This is a genomic window from Rhodanobacter sp. Soil_C_14, from assembly GCF_057657335.1.
The window spans coordinates 184,745-203,350 of record NZ_JBDGIQ010000002.1 but is presented as its reverse complement, the minus strand read 5'-3'; the positions used below and the strand labels follow the sequence as shown (position 1 = coordinate 203,350).

Below are 18,606 nucleotides of genomic sequence, written 5' to 3'. Positions count from 1 at the left end.
CTCATGGGCAGTTCCCCGTACGGCGGAAGTCGAGGTCTTCGTAGTCCGAGCTGAAGTCGCCCTGCGGGTCGAGTTTGGCCATGCGCAAGGTGATTGGCGTGTCGCCGGTCGCCGCCTTGAAGTCGAGCCATGCGTCGAGCTCGCCGCCGTCCCAGTGCACCAGGTAGCGCTGGCCCAGACGCATCACGGTGCCGGTCAGCGAAGGTGATTTCGCAGAGGCAAAGCGGACCTTGCCGTCGCGTGGGCACAGCGAGATGTCGCCGAACCAGGGGTCGCGGTATTCGCCGGTCCACGAGGCGAGTTCGACCGTCGTGGCGGCTCGTTGCGCCGAGGTATTCGGTGCGTTCGCGTCGTCGGGACGCTGCGCGGCCTGATGCTCCAGCGCGTCGGCGTACCAGCTCACATCGCGCGGTTCGGCGGGCGCGGTGAAGTGCTTGGTCAGCATCTCGCCGAGTACGGTGCGTGCATCGTCCGCCTCGCCGTTGATCATGAACACGAAACCGCTGTTGCGATCCGGCAGCAGGGCCAGCATCGAGTACATGCCGTTCAGGGTGCCGGTGTGCCAGACCAGCCACTGGCCGTCCACGTCGGTCATGCGCCAGCCGTAGCCGTAGGCCATCACGTGCGAGTTGTCCCAGGCGCGGCGTTGCGCGGAGACCGGAATCAGCATGTGCGGCGCCTGCAGCACCTCGCGTTGCACCGGCGACAGCCACTGCAACTGTGCGTGGGTCGGCACCAGCCAGTTGCGCGCCCAGCTCAGCATGTCGGTGAGGTCGCAGCGGATGCCGCCGGCCGGCGCGGAGGTGATCGCCGGGATCGCGGCGGCTTCCGGGATCGGCACGTTGCGATCGCCGTCGCGGCGATGCGGCGTGGCCACGTCGCCCACCGCGTCGCGGTTCCACGCGCCGACCTGGCAACGGTCCAGGTGCAGCGGCGCGAACACTTCGCGATGCATCAGCGTTTCGTACGACGCGCCGCCCGCGGCGGCGGCCACTTCGCCGGCCACCACGTAGAGCAGGTTGTCGTACTGGTATTGCGAACGGAAGCTGTAGCCGGGCTTGATGAAGGCCAGGCCGTGGATGATGTCGGCGCGGGTGAACGCGTTCGGCTCCGGCCACAGCATCAGGTCGCCGCCGCCCTCGGGCAGGCCGCTGGAGTGGGTGAGCAGGTCGGCCACGCGCATGTTCGCGGTGACCCACGGATCGTGCATGCGGAACTGCGGCAGGTACTTCGTCACCGGATCGTCCCAGCGCAGCTTGCCCTGGTCGACCAGGCGGCCGAGCAGGGCGGTGGTCATCGCCTTGCTGTTGGAGGCGATCTTGAACAGCGTCTGCGGAGTGATCTTCTGGCCGGAGCCGGCGACGGTTTCGCCGGCGGTGCGGGTGTAGACGACCTTGCCGTTCTCGATCACGCCCACGGCGATGCCGGGCAGGTGGTAGCGGGCGATGGTGGCGTCGACGATCTTGTCGTAGGCGGGGTTGGAGGTTTGGGCGATGGCGCTGGAACTGGCGAGCAGGAGCGTAAGCACAAGAGCACCCCACCCCAACCCTCCCCTGCTGCGCAGGGGAGGGAGCAGAGCTTGATCAGTGCTGTGCATGGCGCTCGACCTCGCCCCACACGCGCAACAGGTTGCCGCCCCACAGCTTGGCGATGTCCGCGTCGCTGAAGCCGGCCTTGCGCAGGGCGGCGGTGACGTTGCGGGTTTCGCTGGCGTCTTTCCAACCGGTGATGCCGCCACCGCCGTCGAAGTCGGAGGAAATGCCGACGTGGTCGATGCCGGCCACCTTCACCATGTGGCGGATCTGCTTCACGTAATCGTCCAGCGTGGCCAGCGGGTATTTCTTCTGGATCTCGGCCATGCCCGCTTCCATCTCGGGGCGGTAGTCGTCGCTGTCGCTGTCGTATGCCTTTTCGCCGGCCTGCTTGGCAATGGCGTCCTGCAGTTTCTTTTCCGCGGCCTCGCGGCCCGGATCCTTCTTGAGGAATTCCTTGTAGGCCACGGCGTCGATCACGCCGCCCTTGGCGGCGATCGCCCGCAGCAGGTCGTCGGGCAGGTTGCGCGGATGGTCGAGCACGGCGCGGGCGCCGGAGTGGGTGGCGATGATCGGCGTGGCGGAGGCTTTCAGCGCATCGCGCACGCAGTTGTCCGAGGCGTGCGAGATGTCGATCATCATGCCGAGCTGGTTGGCCCGCTTCACCACGGCGCGGCCGAAGTCGCTCATGCCCTGGTCGCCGGCGCTGTTCATCGCCGGCTCGCCGTGTTCGGTGTCGGGCAGCGAGCTGGTGCACAGGTCGTTGTTGCCGACGTGGACCAGGCCGACCGAGCGCGCGCCGCGATCGAAGGCGGCGTCGAGGCGGCGGATGTCGTGGCCGAGCGAGTAGGCGTTCTCGATCTCGATGGTGGCCGAGAGCAGGCCGGCCTTGCGATTGGCCATCAGCTGTTCGGGCGTGGTGGCCAGGCGGATGCGGTCGGGATACATCATCAGCATGCGGCCGATGCCGTCGTACTTCTGGCTGGCCTGCTGCACTGCCTTGGCGTAGCCCGCGGCGTCGAGCTTGTGCTGCGGCACCCAGATCACGAAGAACGCCGCGTTGAGGCCGCCGCGTTCCATCTTGCCCAGGTCGACCAGCAGGCGGGTGTCCTTGCCGACGTCGAAGCGCGGCTCGCCCATGTAGTTGAACGGGATGTCGATGTGGCTGTCGATGGTGACCGGCGGGTCCTGTGCCGGCTGCGCCGATACGGCGGTGCTGGTGGCCAGTGCAGCGAGCAGGGCAAGGCGGAGGATGGTGTTCATGCGGTCTCCCATTGGCGGGCCGGCTGCTCGCCGGCAATCATTTCCTCGAAGTGCTGGCGGCGCCGCACGATGGCGTAGCGGCCGTTCTGCAGCATCACCTCGGCGGCCAGCGGCCGCGAGTTGTAGGTGGATGCCATCGATGCACCGTACGCGCCGGTGGCCCTGATCAGCAACAGGTCGCCTGCTTCGCAGCGGGGCAACTCGCGGCCGCGGGCGAAGGTGTCGCCGGTTTCGCAGACCGGGCCGACGATGTCATAGGTGGTGACGGGGCGGCCCTCGTCGATGACCGGGACGATGTCGTGCCAGGCGTCATACAGGCTGGGGCGCTGCAGGTCGTTCATCGCCGCGTCCAGCACCAGGAACTGGCGCTGCTCGCCCGGCTTGACCCGGATCACCCGGGTCAGCAGCACGCCGGCTTCGGCCACCAGGTAGCGGCCGGGCTCCAGCAGCAGGCGGCCGTGGTAGCCGGCCAGCGCGGCGCGGATCACGGCCACGTAGTCGGCGGCGGCCACCGGCTGATCCACCCCGGCGCGGTAGCGCACGCCGAGCCCGCCACCGACGTCGATGCTGCGGATCGGGTGGCCGGCCTGTTCGAGCTCGCGCCAGAACGCGGCGACGCGCCGCAGCGCGAGCTGGAACGGTTCGACGCTGAGGATCTGCGAGCCGATGTGCACGTGCAGGCCATCAAGTTGCACGTGGCTCAGCGACTTGCGTTCGGCGAACCAGCGGCGCGCCTCGTCGATGCTGACGCCGAACTTGTTCTCCGACTTGCCGGTGGAAATCTTCGCGTGGGTCTGTGCATCCACGTCGGGGTTGATGCGCACCGCGGCGCGCGCCACCACGTCCTGGGCCCGGGCCACGCGTTGCAGGGTGAGCAGTTCGTCGTGCGATTCCACGTTGAAGCGCTGGATGCCGACGTTCAGCGCGCCGGCGATCTCGTCGGCGTTCTTGCCGACGCCGGAGAACACGATGCGTTCGGCGGGAATGCCCGCATGCAGCGCGCGGCGCAGTTCACCCACCGAGACGATGTCGGCGCCCACGCCGGCATTCGCCATCAGTTGCAGGATGGCCAGGTTCGAATTGGCCTTCACCGCGTAGCAGATCAGTGCGTCCAGCCCGTGCAGGGCGGCGTGCAGTTCATCGATGCGCTGGCGGATCGCGCTGGCCGAGTAGGCGTGCAGCGGCGTGCCCATGCGTTCAGCCAGCCGTGGCAGGTCGACGCCATCGAACAGGCGGGACTCGTCGGCGGTTTCGGAGATCGGCGCCGGTGATGCGGGACGGCTGGTTTGCGGAAGCATGGCAGGTACGCCGTCTTTCGGAAAAGGAGGGTTTCAAAAAAGTGCGGCCCGCCAGCTGGCGGGCCGCGATCGGGGAGGTCGATCAGAAGTTGACGGACATGGTCAGCTGGGTGAACCGCGGCGACTGGAAGCCCAGTGGCTGGCGGAAGGTGCTGCTGGTCTCATTGGAGATGTCGGTCTGCAGGTCCTGGTCCACCGACGTGGTGCGCTTCTGGTTGAGCAGGTTGTAGACGGCCAGCTTCACCCGGAATTCGCCGCCATCGAACGGCTTCACGTAGGTGATGCCGGCGTTGAGGTTGTAGGTCCACGGCAGGCGACCGTACTTGCCGCGCGGCGAGCGTTCGTAGACGCGATCCTCGGACGTCGGCGAGTCGCAGTTGTCCACGCAGATGAAGTAGCTGTGGTAGTTGGTGCCGTCGTACGGGTTGCCCACACCGAAGCCGGTGATCGGTCCGCCGGAGGCCACGTTGAGGTCGGCGCCGAGCTGCCAGTGCGGGGTCAGCGCGTAGGTGCCGCGCAGCTTGAACTGGTGACGGCGGTCGTTCGGCAGGTAGCCATCGCCGCCCAGGTTGACCCACGGATCATCGAAGTTCTCGGTGCGGCCGGTGTCGTCGAAGTTGGTGTCGGAGTTGACCGGACCCTCCGCGTTGCCGCGGTTCCACGACATCGTGTACGAGGCGTTCATCGACCACTTCTCGTCCCACGCACGATCCAGCTGCAATTCGACGGCGGCGTAGGTGCGCTTGGGCTTCACCCAGCCGCGCTGGCCCAGGTAGTTGCCGTCGGCGTCGTACATCGCCCAGCCTTCCTTCGAGGTGTCGACGGTGAGGTAGCCATCGGCGTCGCCGTCGCAGTTGGTGTCGCCCCAGACGGTGACCTTCTGGCCGGGGTTGGCCATCACCCAGCCGATGTAGCCATCCTCGCCGCACTGGGCGGTGGCGCTGATCTCCATGTCGTCGATCGCGTTGTGCAGGCGACGGTAGGTGCCCTTGACGCCCCACGACCACTGCGAGCTGATCAGCTGCTGGAAGCCGAGGATCGCCTCGTCCTGGTAGACCGGGTCCATGTCATGGTCGACTTCCGCGCGCAGATCGCCGACGGTGCCGTCACCCTGCGAATCGTCGACCGCACCGATCTGCGGGCCGAGTTTGGGCACGGCGTATTCCACGCCGTTGAGCGTCTGGATGTCCCAGCCGTCGAACGCGTAATAGGTACGCTCGTCGAGCAGGCCGCCGGCCTGCTTGATGTTGATCACGTTGGCCACCGGCAGGTAGTAGCGGCCGAGGTTGCCGAACAGCTTGGCGCTGCCGTCGCCCTTCATGTCCCAGGAGAAGCCCAGTCGCGGGGCGATCTGCCGATCCATCTTGATGTAGCTGCGGCCCGCCGCATCCTCGTTGTCGAAACTGTCGTTGCGCACGCCGACGTTGAGCACCAGGTTGGGGCTGACCTGCCAGTTGTCCTCGATGTAGTAGGCGGCATTCTTGGTGGTGAACGTGCCGGAGATCTCGTAGCGGCGGGCGCGGATGTAGGAGTCGTAGCCGGCCGGCATCACGCCGCCGTTGGGAATGGTCGAGCCGGCGCTGGCCGCATAGAGGTTGTAGTAGTACGCGCCCGGCCCGGCGTAGTAGCGACTGTAGTCGGAGGTGTCGTTCTCGTGGTCGTAGCCGAAACGCAGCAGGTGGTCACCCAGCGTCCATTCGAAGTCGGCGCGCGCCTGCTTGCGGACGTCGTTGCGATCGTAGACGGTGGAATTGCTGGTGCAACCCAGCGCGACACCCGGGTCGTGGAGCTGCAGGAAGGCGTTGTTGCCCGACACGTAGTTGCAACCGATGTCCAGCTGCGAGCGGGTGAACGCTTCGCGCTCGTTGCGGCCGTACATCAGCTTCATCGACAGGTCGTTGGTGAGGTAGCTGGTCCAGGTCAGCGCCCAGTCCTTGCCGCCGGTATCGCTGAAGACCTTGTTGGTGAGCGGGCCGACGGTGTTGCTGTCGTAGTCGTAGCTGTAGACGTCGCCGGTGTTCTTGTTCTTGTCGGAGAAGGCCATCAGCTGCAGCACGTTGCTGTCGGTGATGTTCCAGTCGATCGTGGTGCCCCAGAAGCCGGTGTTGGCGCTGTTCGAGGTGAGCGTGTTGCCCGCATCGTTGGTGTTGCGCGGGCTGCTGCCGCGGGCTTCGTACATCGCGAAGATGAACAGCTTGTCCTTGATGATCGGGCCGGACGCCCAGACGTTCGTCTTCACCAGCGAGCCCTGGTCGCGGCTGGCGGTGATGTAGCGATGGCCGTCGGCGTCGTACTGGTCGTCGGCCCGCGAATGCCAGTTGCCCGGCTCCAGGGTGACCTCCATGCCGCCTTTCAATTCATTGGTGCCCGAGCGCGCCACGGCGTTGACCACGCCGCCGGTGGTGCGGCCGAACTCCACCGAATAGCCGCCGGTCTTGACCTGGAACTGGTCGTAGAAGGCGAACGGGGCTTCGGAGAAGCCGTTGCGGTTGTAGAAGTCGGTGACGTTGAGGCCGTTGACGTAGAACGCGTTCTCGGCGATCGACGAACCGCCGAAGGAAATGCCGCCGAAGCCTGCATTGCCCTTGACCACGCCCGGCGCCAACAGGGCCACCGAGGTGACGTTCTGGTCGACCGGCAGGCGCACCAGTTCGGCGCGCGAGACATTGGTGGCCGACTCGGTCGAGGTCACGTCGATCACCGGCAGGCCGTTGCCGGTGACCTGGATCGCCGAAAGTTCGGTGGCATTGGGCGAGGCGCCCAGGTCCAGCGTGGTGGCGTTGCCGAGGCTGACGGTGACGGTACGCGGCTGGCCGAGCGGCTGGCCGTTCACGCTGGCGCTGACGGTGTAGTCACCGACGGGAAGGAACGGGAAGCGGTAGTTGCCGCGCTGGTCGGCGGTGATCGTGCGGGTCAGCCCGGTGGCCGGATTCACCGCGGTGATCACCGCGCCGGCCTGGGCATGGCCCACCACCGAACCGTCATTGTTGCCGGCGAAGGCCGCCGGCGCGGCCAGTGACCCCAGGCCGAGGCCCAGCGCCATGCAAAGTACGGTTCTGCGCAAGCTGCGACTGTTGCTCATTTCCCCATCTCCCCATCGACGCCGTCGATGCCATGTTTATTGAAGGCTTTCTGTTATTTGCCGCTGCGTCCCTGCGCCGCCGGCAGAAGCTGCCAGTCGAAGTCGTAATCCAGCTGATCGAAATAGATGTTGCCGCCGCGCCACTCCGCCTCGCCGCGCTGCGAGTCCACGTTGTCCGAGCGGAACTGCTGCTTGGCCGGCTGGAACGGGCGGTCGTAGTCGCTGTTGAAGGCAATGCGGTATTCGTCGAGTCCGCCGAGGTAGAACCATTCCAGCGCCGGGTCGTCCGCAGGCGACGGATGCAGGCGACCGGTGGTGACGTCCATCGGCACCCAGCCGTAGGGCGCGAGGTAGGCGAAGCCCCAGTCGTGGATGTTGCTGTAGCCGCTGCCGTCATTGGAGAACACCATGCCCGACTGCCAGCGCGTGGGTATGCCGTTGAGTCGCAGCAGGGTCATCAGCAGCAGGGTCTGCTGGCCGCAGTCGGCATGGCCGGCGTGCAGGGCGTAGTCGCTGATGTTGGAAATCGTCGAATATTCGCGGGCACCGGCCCAGGGAATCCGGTCGACCGCGGCGAACAGTTTCTGCGCGATGCGGTACGGGTTCTTCTCGTCGCCGACCACCTTGCGCGAGAACGCGCGCATCGCGTCGGTGAACACGATGTGGGGCGAGCGCTCGGCCACGAACGGCGCCAGCTCGGGGGTGATCGTGGCAGGCACCACGCGGGCCGGATCGATCGCGTGGTACTGCGCGTACTGGGTCAGTTCCCAGGTCACCGAGAACACGGTCTTCTGCCCGGCCACCGCCGGCTTCTCCAGATACGCGGTGCGCTGCGGCGCGGACTCGGGCGCGATGCGGTGCTGCGCCGGCACGCTGGCCACGTAGCGGATGTCTTCCTGCTGGCCGGGTATCGCCTGCGGATACGGAATCCACGCGCGCACGGTTTCGCCGGCGGGGACGGCGTCGGCGGCGACGGTCAGCGTCTGCGTCATGCGCAAGCGGCGCGGCAGCACGCTGCTGCGATGTTCGGCCAGCGCCGCCTTGTAGATCGCGCGCTGGTGATCGTTCAGCGCTTCCATCGGGCCGTCGCTGATCGGCGTCTGCACCGCGCGCCGCGCCACCGCCTCGGCGCTGAGCCGGAACAGGTTGCCCGGCGAACGCTTGAAATAAAGTGTCTTGCCGTCGATCAGCTGATGCTCGAACAGGCCGGCCGCGTTCCACTTCGCGAATTCCGCGTCGGTGAGGTCGGGGATCTGCTTGCGCACGCGCGCCTCGACGTCGTCCGCGCTCAGGGTGAAGTCGAGCAGGATGCGGCGCATGCGCTCGCGCTGGAAGGCCAGTTCGTGCTGCGTGTCGGCCGGCACGCCGGGCTGTGCCAGCGCGGCGGTGATCGCCGCTTCGGCGGCCTGGAAATGGCCGGCATCGATCTGGGCGATGATGGGGGCGGTGGTTCCGTTGCTGGCATCCACGCCGGCGAAGGCGACGGAACTGCCAAGCAGCAGGGTGAACAGGCACGCCGTCAGGCGCAGCCCGCGTGTGGGCTGACGTGTTACCGGTGCGACAGGTAGCAACGTATCCATCGACAAACGTCCCCGCGATTGAACCCCTGAAACGGTTGTGTAACACGCTTGCAAATGCTGGTCAATAATTTATGCTTCGATTGAACTCAACAAGAATCAGCTATTCCTTGCTGGCCGCAAACCGCCAGCCTGTGGATGCCCGCAAACGATCCACGAGGGGGTGCACGTGATCCATACGGTCTGGCCTTATCTGGCGCTGATGTTGCTGGTCGCAGGATTGTTTCCGGCGATCGAGCGCCGCTTCGGCTGGAAGATCTTTTCGGTGCTGCCGCCGATCGTGCTGACCTACCTGCTGGTCACCGCGCTGGCGGTGTCGGGGCTGTGGCAGGTCAATGCCGAGATCAAGGCGGCGCAGTCGATGCTGGTGTCGCACATGGTGCCGGCCCTGCTGTTCCTGCTGATGATCAACTGCGACCTGCGCGCGATCTGGCGACTGGGGCCGCGCGTGCTGGGCGTGTTCGCCTGCACCTCGGTCAGCCTGTTCGTGGCCTTCATCGCCAGCTTCCTTATCTATCGCCACTGGTTGCCGGGCAACCAGTGGCAGCCACTGGCCGCGCTGTCCGGCAGCTGGGTCGGCGGCACCGCCAACATGATCGCGGTGAAGCAGGCGATCGCCATGCCCGACGACCTGCTGGCGATGTCGCTGCTGACCGACGCGCTGTGCTACTCGATGTGGGTGGTGGTGCTGTTCTCGGTGGCGCGGCTGGCGCCGGCGTTCAACCGGTGGACCCGGGCCAAGTCCAGCGGCGACATCCCGCTGGCCGAGCCGAAGACCAGCGCGCCGACCACCTACGACAGCGTGCTGCTGTGGCTGGGCATGGCGCTGGCAGTGGCGGCGCTGTCGGGCTGGCTGGCCGGCTGGCTGCCGGTGTCGGGCATGGTCAGCGCCACCACCTGGACCATCCTGCTGGCCACCGGCTGCGGGCTGGTGGTGGCGCATACGCCGCTGGCGCGGTTTCCCGGTGCCGGCACGATCTCCAGCGCGATGCTGATCAGCGTGGTGGCGGTGCTGGCCTCGCAGAGCAATTTCCACGGGATCGCCGCGGCACCGCTGTACCTGCTGTGCGGAGCCACCGTCATCGCGATCCACGCGGTGCTGCTGGTCGGCTTTGCCAAGCTGTTCCGCTTCGATCTCTACCTGTGCGGCATTTCCTCGCTGGCGCATATTGGCGGCGTGGCCGCCACGCCGATCCTGGCGGCCAGCTACTCGGCCGCGCTGGTACCGGTGGGTATTCTGCTGGCCTTGCTCGGTTACATCCTGGGCACGGGCTTCGGCCTGCTGGTGGCGACGATCATGTCGGCACTGGCGCTACCGTGATGCGTATTCGATACAGGACCGGAACGATGCGATTTTCCCTGATTGCCGCCAGCGTGCTTGCCTTCGCCTTCGCCGGCGCACCGCTGCAGGCGCGCGAGGCGAATGACGCGCTGACGATACCGCCGTCGGGCGTGCTGGGCGTGGGCGAGGCGCAGCTGACCCCGCAGTTCTGGATCGGCCTGCAGGCGCAGCCCGACCGGGTGATCATGGATCGCGCCACGATCGAGGCGGAGAACGCGAAGCTGCTGCAGCTCGATCCGTCGATGCACGACCTGCGCAAGCTGCCGGCCGCGCTTTCGCGCGAGCAGGTCAGTGGCTGGATCACGCATGTTTCGGAGCGCCCCACGCGCCAGCGCTACGACGTCGAGGGCAAGCCGGTGCCGTCGGCGACGTTCGATGCGCTGGTGGCGGATCTCGCCCTGGACAAGGTCCCGGCCAGCCAGCCCACGCGTTACGGACTGATCGTGCAGCGCGCCGCGTTCCGCGCGTTTCCGACCGACCTGCGCGTGTTCAGCTCGAACGATGACACCGACATCGACCGCTTCCAGGAAACCGCCGAGTTCCCCGGCGTGCCGGTGGTGATCGTCCATGCCAGTGCCGACGGCCGCTGGCTGTTCGTGCTGAGCCCGCGCTATGCCGCGTGGACGAAGGCGGAGAACGTGGCCGAGGGCAGCGCGGCGCAGGTCTTCGGCTACGTCGACAAGTCGCCGTACCGGGTGATCACCGGAGCCAGCGAACGCACGGTGTTCACCCGCGAACGCCCCGAGCTGTCGCAACTGCAACTGGACATGAGCACGCGCGTGCCGCTGGCCAGCGGCCTGGCACCGGACCAGCCGGTCAACGGGCAGACAGCGTACGCGGCGTACACGCTGGAACTCCCGTGGCGCGATGCCGCCGGCAAGCTGCAGTTCTCGCCCGCGCTGCTGCAGAAGAACACCGACACGGCCGGCGACTACCTGCCGCTGACCCCGGCCAACATCCTCCACCAGGCCTTCAAGTTCCTCGGCGAGCGCTACGGTTGGGGACATGCCTACGACGGCCGCGACTGCAGCGGTTTTGTTTCCGACGTGTATCGCAGCATGGGCGTGCAGATGCCGCGCGATACCAGCAAGCAGTCGATCAGCCCGGCGCTGGAGCATCGGCTGTTCACCGACAAGGACAGCCGCGAGGCGCGCCTCAAGGCCGCGCATGAACTGCAGGTGGGCGACCTGGTCTACATCCCCGGCCACGTGATGATGGTGATCGGCCAGTACAAGGGCCAACCCTGGGTGATCCACGACGTGGGCGGCATGAGCTATCGCAAGGCCGATGGCAGCAAGGCCCGCGTCAAGCTCAACGCGGTATCGGTGACGCCGTTGCTGCCGATGCTCTACAACGACAAGCAGACCTTTGTCGACCGCATGACCAGCATCGTGCGCATCCGTCATTGAGCCCGTCTGCAACAAAAACAAGGACACGGATTCCATGAAGGTTTGCCCATGAAAATCACCGACATCCAGTTCGGCATGCTGCGGGTGCCGCTGAAGACCCCGTTCAAGACGGCCCTGCGTACCGTCTCCACGGTGGAAGACATCGTGGTGATGGTGCACACCGACAGCGGCGAGATCGGCTATGGCGAAGCGCCGGCCACCGCGGTGATCACCGGTGACACCCACGGCTCGATCATCGACGCGATCCGGCACTACATTTCGCCGCGGCTGATCGGCCAGGACATCGCCAACCTCAACCACATCACCCAGCTGATCCAGTCGTCGATGGAGAAGAACACCAGCGCCAAGGCGGCGGTGGAGATCGCGGTGTACGACCTGTGGGGCCAGCTCTACAACGCGCCGCTGTACAAGCTGCTCGGCGGCGGCGATCCGGTGATCACCACCGACATCACCATCAGCGTCGACTACATCGACAAGATGGTGGCCGACTCGATCTCGGCGGTGGAGCGCGGCTTCGAGTCGCTGAAGATCAAGGTCGGCAAGGACATCGGCGTCGACATCGAGCGGGTCAAGGCGATCTACGCCGCGGTCGAGGGCCGCGCGCTGCTGCGGCTGGACGCGAACCAGGGCTGGACCGCCAAGCAGGCGGTGTACGCCTTGCAGACGCTGGAAGACGCCGGCATCAAGCTGGAGCTGATCGAGCAGCCGGTCAAGGCGCGCGACCTGGCCGGCATGCGCTACGTCACCGAACGGGTGCACACGCCGGTGATGGCCGACGAGAGCGTGTTCGGCCCGATGGAGGTGATCGAGCTGATCCGTCTGCGCGCGGCCGACATCATCAACATCAAGCTGATGAAGACCGGCGGCATCTCCAACGCGATCCGCATCGCCGACATCGCCGGCATGCACGGCATCGAATGCATGATCGGCTGCATGCTGGAGACCAGCATCAGCGTGGCGGCTGCCGTGCACGTGGCGGTGGCCAAGGCCGACGTGATCACCAAGATCGACCTCGACGGACCTTCGCTGGGCCAGTTCAACCCGGTGGACGGTGGGGTAATCTTCAACGAATCGGAGATCTCGGTGACGGACGCACCCGGCCTGGGCATCCGCGAGATACGGGGCCTGGAGAGGATCGAAGACTGATGTCGCCGCTGGTCAAAATCCGTTCGGAACGCGACCAGATGTCGGCAGTGGAGCGGCGCATCGCCGACTTCGTGCTGGAGAACGCGCAGCTGCTGCGCGACTACTCCTCGCAGCAACTGGCCAATGCGCTGGGCATCAGCCAGTCCAGCGTGGTCAAGTTCACCCAGAAGCTGGGTTTCAAGGGTTATCCGGATCTCAAGTATTCGGTGGGCGAGGCGATCGCCCGCGCCGACAACGGCGACGCGCCGGAGCTGGCGACGGCCAGCGACGGCGATGCCGGCGGCTCGACCCTGTGGCGGCGCAAGTCCGAGGCCGAGGAGGCGACCCGGCTGATCAACCCGCCGGAAACACTGCAGGCGGTGGCCGAGGCGATCGCCCAGGCTGGCCGCAGCGGCAAGGTGTTCATCATCGGTCTGGGCGAGGACGACATCTACGCGCGCAACTTCGCGCTGCGGCTGTCGCTGCTGGGCATCCTCACCGTGCACAACTTCGACACCGCGCGGATGACCGCCAACATCTCCGTCGCCGGCGCCGGCGACGTGCTGCTGGTGTTCTCCGAGCACGGCAACCATCCGGCGCTGGGCAAGATCGCCCGCTACTTCCGCGAGCGCCGCGGCCAGGTGATCACGGTGACCCGGCACACCGCCAACCCGCTGCGCACGCTGGCCGACCTCGCCCTGGTGGTGTCCGCCCACGACGAGCTGCCGTACATCCAGCCGCTGCTGTACCAGTCGGCGCTGCAGCACCTGCTGGACGGCCTGTTCGTCCAGCTGTGCGAAGGCGGTGACGACCGGCACGCCCAGCTGCTGGCCAACCTAGATCGCATCCAGCTGATGCTGGAGCCTTGAGGGCGGGGATTCGGGATTAGGGATTTGCAAAGGCGGCGCCCGCGCGGCCTCCCACAACATGTTGCGTGACGATGATCTGCCAAGTGGAAAGCCGATGACTGTGAACCGCCGAAACCTTGCCCTGTTGACGTTCGCCGTCACGCTCGCCGGCGCCGCGCATGCCGGCACGGCGAAGACGCCGTGGCATGACGCGCGCCAGATGATCGTGGTGACCACGGCCGGCTGGAACGTGGACCACGGCACGCTGCGCACGTTCGCGCGGGCAGGCGATGGCTGGCGCGAGGTGCGCGCCGCGGTGCCAGTGACCATCGGCAAGAACGGTGCTGGCTGGGGCCTCGGACTGAACGCGCCGCAGGCCGACGCTGGCGGCCCGGTCAAGCGCGAGGGCGACAACCGCAGCCCGGCCGGGGTGTTCCGCATCGGCGACAGCTTCGGTTATGCCGCCAGCGTCGACACCGCGATGCCGTACCTGGCGCTCAACGCCACCGAATACTGCGTCGACGTCAGCGGCGCGAAGCATTACAACCGCATCGTCGACGCCAGCGTGGTTGGCGCCGCGGCGGTGAAGGGTTCCACCGAGCCGATGCGGCGCGACCTGCATGCGCACGGCGACCAGCGCTACCGCATGGGCTTCGTGATCGAGCAGAACCCCGCGAACGTTCCGCAGGCCGGCAGCTGCATCTTCGCCCACCTGTGGAAGTCGCCCAGCGACGCCACCGCCGGCTGCACCGCGATGACGCCCGCGGTGATGCAGTCGCTGCTGGCGTGGCTGAAGCCGGAAGATCATCCGGTGTTCGTGCTGCTGCCGCAGGGCGAGTACGAGCGGCTGCGCACGGCGTGGCAGTTGCCGGCCATCGCCGCCACGGATGCCGCCCGATGAGTGCGACGTCCCGTGTGCTGACCGGACTGGCCGCGGGCGCGGTGATCGGCCTGCTGCTGGCCGGCTGGAACGAAACCGCGGCGTTGCAGGTGGCCAACGTGGTGCAGCCGATCGGCAAGCTGTGGCTGAACGCGCTGCAGATGACCGTGGTGCCGCTGGTGCTGGCGCTGGTGGTGGTGGGCGTCAACACCGCCAGCGACGCGGCGGCGTCCGGGCGTATCGCGCGGCGGGCGATCGTGACCTTCCTGCTGATCCTGACCGGCGGCGCGCTGTTCGCGGCGCTGGCCGCGCCGCTGGTGTTCTCGCTGTTTCCGCACAATCCCGCCCTGGTCGTGGCGCTCGATCACGCCAGCGTGCCGGCCGCCGCGCAGGCGGCGCCGAACTGGATCGATACGCTGGTGGCGATCGTGCCCAGCAACGCGATCATGGCCGCGGCGCAGAGCGCGATGCTGCCGCTGGTGGTGTTCGCCTTGTTCCTGGGTTTTGCGCTGACCCGACTCGCGCCGGAGCGGCGAGCGTTGCTGGTGGAATTTTTTCAGGCGATCAGCGATGCCATGATCGTGATCGTGCGCTGGGTGCTGTGGGTGGCGCCGCTGGGCGTGTTCGCGCTGATCCTTTCCGTATGTGCCCGCTCCGGGCTGGGCATGCTCAGCGCGCTGGGTGTCTACGTGCTGGTGGAGTGCCTGCTGTACCTGTCGGTCACCGTGATGATGCTGCCGGTGGCGCTGTTCTTCGGCGGCGAACGGCTGCGCCGCTTCGTCCCCGCGCTGGTGCCGGCGCAGGTGGTGGCGATCAGCACGCAGTCGTCGCTGGCCTCGCTGCCGGCGATGCTGGAAAGCGCCGACCGCCGGCTTGGTTATCCGAAGCAGGTGGCCGCGCTGGTGCTGCCGATGGCGGTGAGCCTGTTCCGCCTGACCAGCCCGGTGCAGTACGTCACCTCGGCGGTGTTCATCGCCTGGGCCTACGGCGTCGACCTGTCCACCGCGCAGCTGCTGGCCGGTGCGCTGCTGGCGGTGGTGATCAGCCTGGGCTCGGTGGGTTTGCCGGGGCAGGTCACCTTCGTCGCCACCAACCTGCCGGTGGCGCAGGCGATGGGCCTGCCGCTCAGTCCGCTCGGCCTGATGCTGGCGGTCGACACGATTCCCGACGCGCTGGCTACCCTGGGTAACGTCACCGGCGACCTTGCCGCCACCAGCGTGGTCAATCGGCAGTCGCGGGAAGTCAGGAGTGGCGAAGCAGAGCCCTAGAACCCCGCTTTCCCCGTTCCCCATTCCCCCATCTGCAACCCCGAGCTCGAAATGGATCTGATCGAAACCGACGTGATCGTGATCGGTGCCGGCATGGCCGGCGCCTCGATTGCCTACTTCCTTGCGCCGCATGCGCGCGTGCTGGTGCTGGAGCGCGAGTCCTACGCCGGCATGCATTCGACCGGCCGCTCGGCGGCGCTGTTCAGCGAAACCTACGGTTCGGCCCAGGTGCGCGCACTGACCCGCGCCACCCGGCCGTTCCTGGCCTCGCCGCCGGCCGGTTTCGCCGCCGAGCCCATCCTCGGTCCGCGCGGCGCCACCCTGGTCGGCAACGCGGCGCAGGTGGATGACGTGAGCGCGTTGTACGAGGCGATCCGGCCGTTCACGCGCGACATCGAGCTGCATGACGCAGCGCAGTTGCAGGCCACCGTGCCGGTGCTGCGGCCGGAGTTTGCGCAGATCGGCCTGCACGAGCCGGGCGCGGCCGACATCGATGTCAACGAACTGCATCAGGGCTTCCTGCGCGGGCTGCGCGCCCGCGGCGGCCAGTTGCGGGTGGACGTGGCGATCCGGGCGATCGAGCGCGATGCCGGCGGCTGGCGGGTGGAGGCTGGCGAACACGCGTACCGCGCGCCGTTGCTGATCAACGCGGCCGGCGCCTGGGTCGACCAGGTGGCCAGGCTCGCCGGCGTGGCACCGCTGGGCATCGTGCCGAAACGGCGTTCAGCGTTCGTGTTCGATCCGCCCGAAGCGCTGGCCACTGCGCGCTGGCCGTTCATCAACGACTTCAGCGAAACCTTCTATTTCAAGCCCGACGCCGGCCTGTTGCTGGGTTCGTGCGCGAACGCCGATCCGGTCGAGCCGCACGACGTGCAGCCGGAGGAATACGACATCGCGCTGGGCATCCACAACATCGAGCAGGCGACCACGATGACGATCCGCCGGCCCCGCCGCACCTGGGCCGGCCTGCGTTCGTTCGTCGCCGACGGCGACCTGGTCGGCGGGTTCGCAACGGATGCGCCCGGCTTCTTCTGGGTCGCCGCTCAGGGCGGCTACGGCATCCAGACCAGCGCCGCGATGGGCGAAGCCTGCGCCCACCTGGCGCTGGGCCTGCCGCTGCCGGCGCCGCTGGTGGATGCGGGGCTGTCGGCGGCGATGCTGGCGCCGCGCGGCTGAGCCAGGCTCCCCGTCGGCGCGGGCGCGGCAGGCGCACTGTGGTTATCATGACGCACTGCGCCAATGCCACGAAGCGATGCCCCCATGCTGCTGATGATCGACAACTACGACAGCTTCACCTACAACCTCGTGCAGTACCTGGGCGAGCTGGGTCAGCAGGTGAAGGTGGTGCGCAACGATGCGCTGGATGTCGCCGGTATCCGCGCGCTGCGGCCTGCGCACATCATGATTTCGCCCGGACCCGGCACGCCGGATGATTCGGGCGTGTCGCTGGACGTGCTGCGCGAGCTGGCCGGCGAGATCCCGGTGTTCGGCGTGTGCCTTGGTCACCAGGCGATCGGCCAGGTGTTCGGCGGCAAGGTGATCCGGGCCAAGCAGATCATGCACGGCAAGACCTCGCCGGTGATCCATCGCGGCCAGGGCGTGTTCGCCGGCCTGCCCAATCCGTTCGAGGCGACGCGCTACCACTCGCTGGTGGTGGAGAAGTCGTCGCTGCCCGATTGCCTCGAAGTCACCGCCTGGACGGAAAATCCGGACGGCTCGATCGACGAGATCATGGGCCTGCGCCACAAGACGCTGGCGGTCGAGGGCGTGCAGTTCCATCCCGAGTCGATCCTGACCCAGCACGGCCACGACCTGCTGCGCAATTTCCTGGGACAGCCGCTGCGGGCGGCGGCATGAACGACAGCGTGCAGACCATCACGATCACGCCGCAGGAGGCCCTGCAACGGCTGATCGAGCATCGCGAAATCTTCCATGACGAGATGATCGCGCTGATGCGCCAGATCATGAACGGCGAGGTGAGCCCGCTGATGACGGCGGCGATCATCACCGGCCTGCGGGTGAAGAAGGAAACCGTGGGCGAGATCACCGGCGCGGCGCGGGTGATGCGCGAGCTGTCGGCGAAGGTCGAGGCGCCGGCACATCCGCATTTCCTGGATATCGTCGGCACCGGCGGCGACGGTGCGTCGAGCTTCAACATCTCCACCGCCTCGATGTTCGTGGCGGCGGCGGCCGGCGCGCGCATCGCCAAGCATGGCGGTCGCAGCGTGTCGTCGAAGTCCGGTAGCGCGGACGTGCTGGAGGCGCTGGGCGCGTCGATCGAGCTGGCGCCGGCACAGGTCGCCGCGTGCATGGCCGAGACCGACATCGGCTTCATGTTCGCGCCGAACCATCATCCGGCGATGAAGGTGGTGGCGCCGGTGCGCAAGGAAATGGGCGTGCGCACGCTGTTCAACATCCTCGGCCCGCTGACCAACCCGGCCGGCGCCCCGAACATCCTGATGGGCGTGTTCCATCCCGACCTGGTCGGCATCCAGGTGCGCGCGCTGCAGCAGCTCGGCGCGCGGCATGCGCTGGTGGTGTGGGGCCGCGACGGCATGGACGAGATCTCGCTGGGCGCGGCGACCCTGGTCGGCGAACTGCGCGACGGCGTGGTGCGCGAGTATGAGGTGGAGCCGGAGGATTTCGGCCTGGCGATGGCCTCCAGCCGCAACCTGCGGGTGGAGAACGCGGAGGAGTCCAGGTCGATGCTGCTGGGCGCGCTGCAGGGCGAGGCTGGCGTGCCGCACGACATCGTCTGCCTCAACGCGGGCGCGGCGCTGTACGCCGCCGACGTGGTCGCTTCGATCGCCGACGGCATCGAGCTGGCCCGCGCCACGATTGCCAGCGGTGCCGCCCATGCGAAAATGCAGGCCTTCGTGGCGGTCACCCGTCGACTTTCCGGCCTGGTGCCCGTGGGCGTTTGAACTTCGCCGACGTCGCCATCGCTTTCATCGCGCCAGCTGCGCACCATCCAAGTGAGAT

At 67.3% G+C, this 18,606-nt stretch carries 14 protein-coding genes; 9 read left to right on the top strand and 5 right to left on the bottom strand.

The features are described 5' to 3' along the window. Window position 1: 1 nt before the first annotated feature. From AC3A56_RS06490 to AC3A56_RS06470, 5 genes are all read right to left on the bottom strand, one after another. Window positions 2-1,528: a serine hydrolase gene (locus AC3A56_RS06490; protein WP_487769737.1), complete on the bottom strand. Its 1,527-nt coding sequence runs from the start codon at window positions 1,526-1,528 to the stop codon at window positions 2-4. A gap of 55 nt (window positions 1,529-1,583) precedes the next feature. Then, window positions 1,584-2,795 carry a dipeptidase gene (locus AC3A56_RS06485; RefSeq protein ID WP_487769736.1) on the bottom strand — a complete coding sequence of 404 codons (1,212 nt, stop codon included), beginning with the start codon at window positions 2,793-2,795 and terminating at the stop codon, window positions 1,584-1,586. Next, a complete protein-coding gene (lysA, locus tag AC3A56_RS06480) occupies window positions 2,792-4,093 on the bottom strand; it encodes a diaminopimelate decarboxylase (protein WP_487769735.1) in 1,302 nt (433 codons plus the stop codon). The genes AC3A56_RS06485 and lysA overlap by 4 nt, the downstream gene beginning before the upstream one ends. 82 nt (window positions 4,094-4,175) lie before the next feature. Next, the gene (locus AC3A56_RS06475; protein WP_487769734.1) at window positions 4,176-7,175 is read right to left on the bottom strand and encodes a TonB-dependent receptor; all 3,000 of its coding nucleotides are present in this window, start codon (window positions 7,173-7,175) and stop codon (window positions 4,176-4,178) included. A 53-nt stretch (window positions 7,176-7,228) separates the two neighbouring features. Next, complete coding sequence (locus AC3A56_RS06470; RefSeq protein WP_487769733.1) at window positions 7,229-8,755, bottom strand: transglutaminase-like domain-containing protein; 1,527 nt, start codon at window positions 8,753-8,755, stop codon at window positions 7,229-7,231. 166 nt (window positions 8,756-8,921) lie between these two features. Here AC3A56_RS06470 and AC3A56_RS06465 point away from each other — a divergent pair, with 166 nt between their 5' ends. The 9 genes from AC3A56_RS06465 (at window position 8,922) to trpD (ending at window position 18,548) form a co-directional block, all read left to right on the top strand. Then, on the top strand, window positions 8,922-10,073 hold the full coding sequence (locus AC3A56_RS06465) for a DUF819 family protein (RefSeq protein WP_056718517.1): 1,152 nt from the start codon (window positions 8,922-8,924) through the stop codon (window positions 10,071-10,073). Window positions 10,074-10,099: 26 nt separating this feature from the next. Next, a complete protein-coding gene (locus AC3A56_RS06460) occupies window positions 10,100-11,503 on the top strand; it encodes a C40 family peptidase (protein WP_487769732.1) in 1,404 nt (467 codons plus the stop codon). Window positions 11,504-11,551: 48 nt separating this feature from the next. Then, window positions 11,552-12,649, top strand: coding sequence for a dipeptide epimerase (locus tag AC3A56_RS06455; protein ID WP_056763731.1), 1,098 nt, complete (start codon window positions 11,552-11,554; stop codon window positions 12,647-12,649). Next, window positions 12,649-13,497: a MurR/RpiR family transcriptional regulator gene (locus AC3A56_RS06450; RefSeq protein WP_487769731.1), complete on the top strand. Its 849-nt coding sequence runs from the start codon at window positions 12,649-12,651 to the stop codon at window positions 13,495-13,497. Before AC3A56_RS06455 ends, AC3A56_RS06450 begins: the two co-directional genes overlap by 1 nt. A 94-nt stretch (window positions 13,498-13,591) precedes the next feature. After that, complete coding sequence (locus AC3A56_RS06445) at window positions 13,592-14,377, top strand: L,D-transpeptidase family protein (RefSeq protein WP_487769730.1); 786 nt, start codon at window positions 13,592-13,594, stop codon at window positions 14,375-14,377. Next, window positions 14,374-15,624 carry a dicarboxylate/amino acid:cation symporter gene (locus tag AC3A56_RS06440; protein ID WP_487769729.1) on the top strand — a complete coding sequence of 417 codons (1,251 nt, stop codon included), beginning with the start codon at window positions 14,374-14,376 and terminating at the stop codon, window positions 15,622-15,624. Before AC3A56_RS06445 ends, AC3A56_RS06440 begins: the two co-directional genes overlap by 4 nt. 51 nt (window positions 15,625-15,675) lie before the next feature. Beyond that, window positions 15,676-16,800 carry an NAD(P)/FAD-dependent oxidoreductase gene (locus AC3A56_RS06435; protein WP_487769728.1) on the top strand — a complete coding sequence of 375 codons (1,125 nt, stop codon included), beginning with the start codon at window positions 15,676-15,678 and terminating at the stop codon, window positions 16,798-16,800. Window positions 16,801-16,884: 84 nt separating this feature from the next. Then, window positions 16,885-17,481: an anthranilate synthase component II gene (locus AC3A56_RS06430; RefSeq protein ID WP_056763738.1), complete on the top strand. Its 597-nt coding sequence runs from the start codon at window positions 16,885-16,887 to the stop codon at window positions 17,479-17,481. Further along, entirely contained in the window at window positions 17,478-18,548 is a 1,071-nt protein-coding gene (trpD, locus tag AC3A56_RS06425) for an anthranilate phosphoribosyltransferase (protein ID WP_487769727.1), read from the top strand. Before AC3A56_RS06430 ends, trpD begins: the two co-directional genes overlap by 4 nt. The last annotated feature ends 58 nt before the right edge of the window (window positions 18,549-18,606 follow it).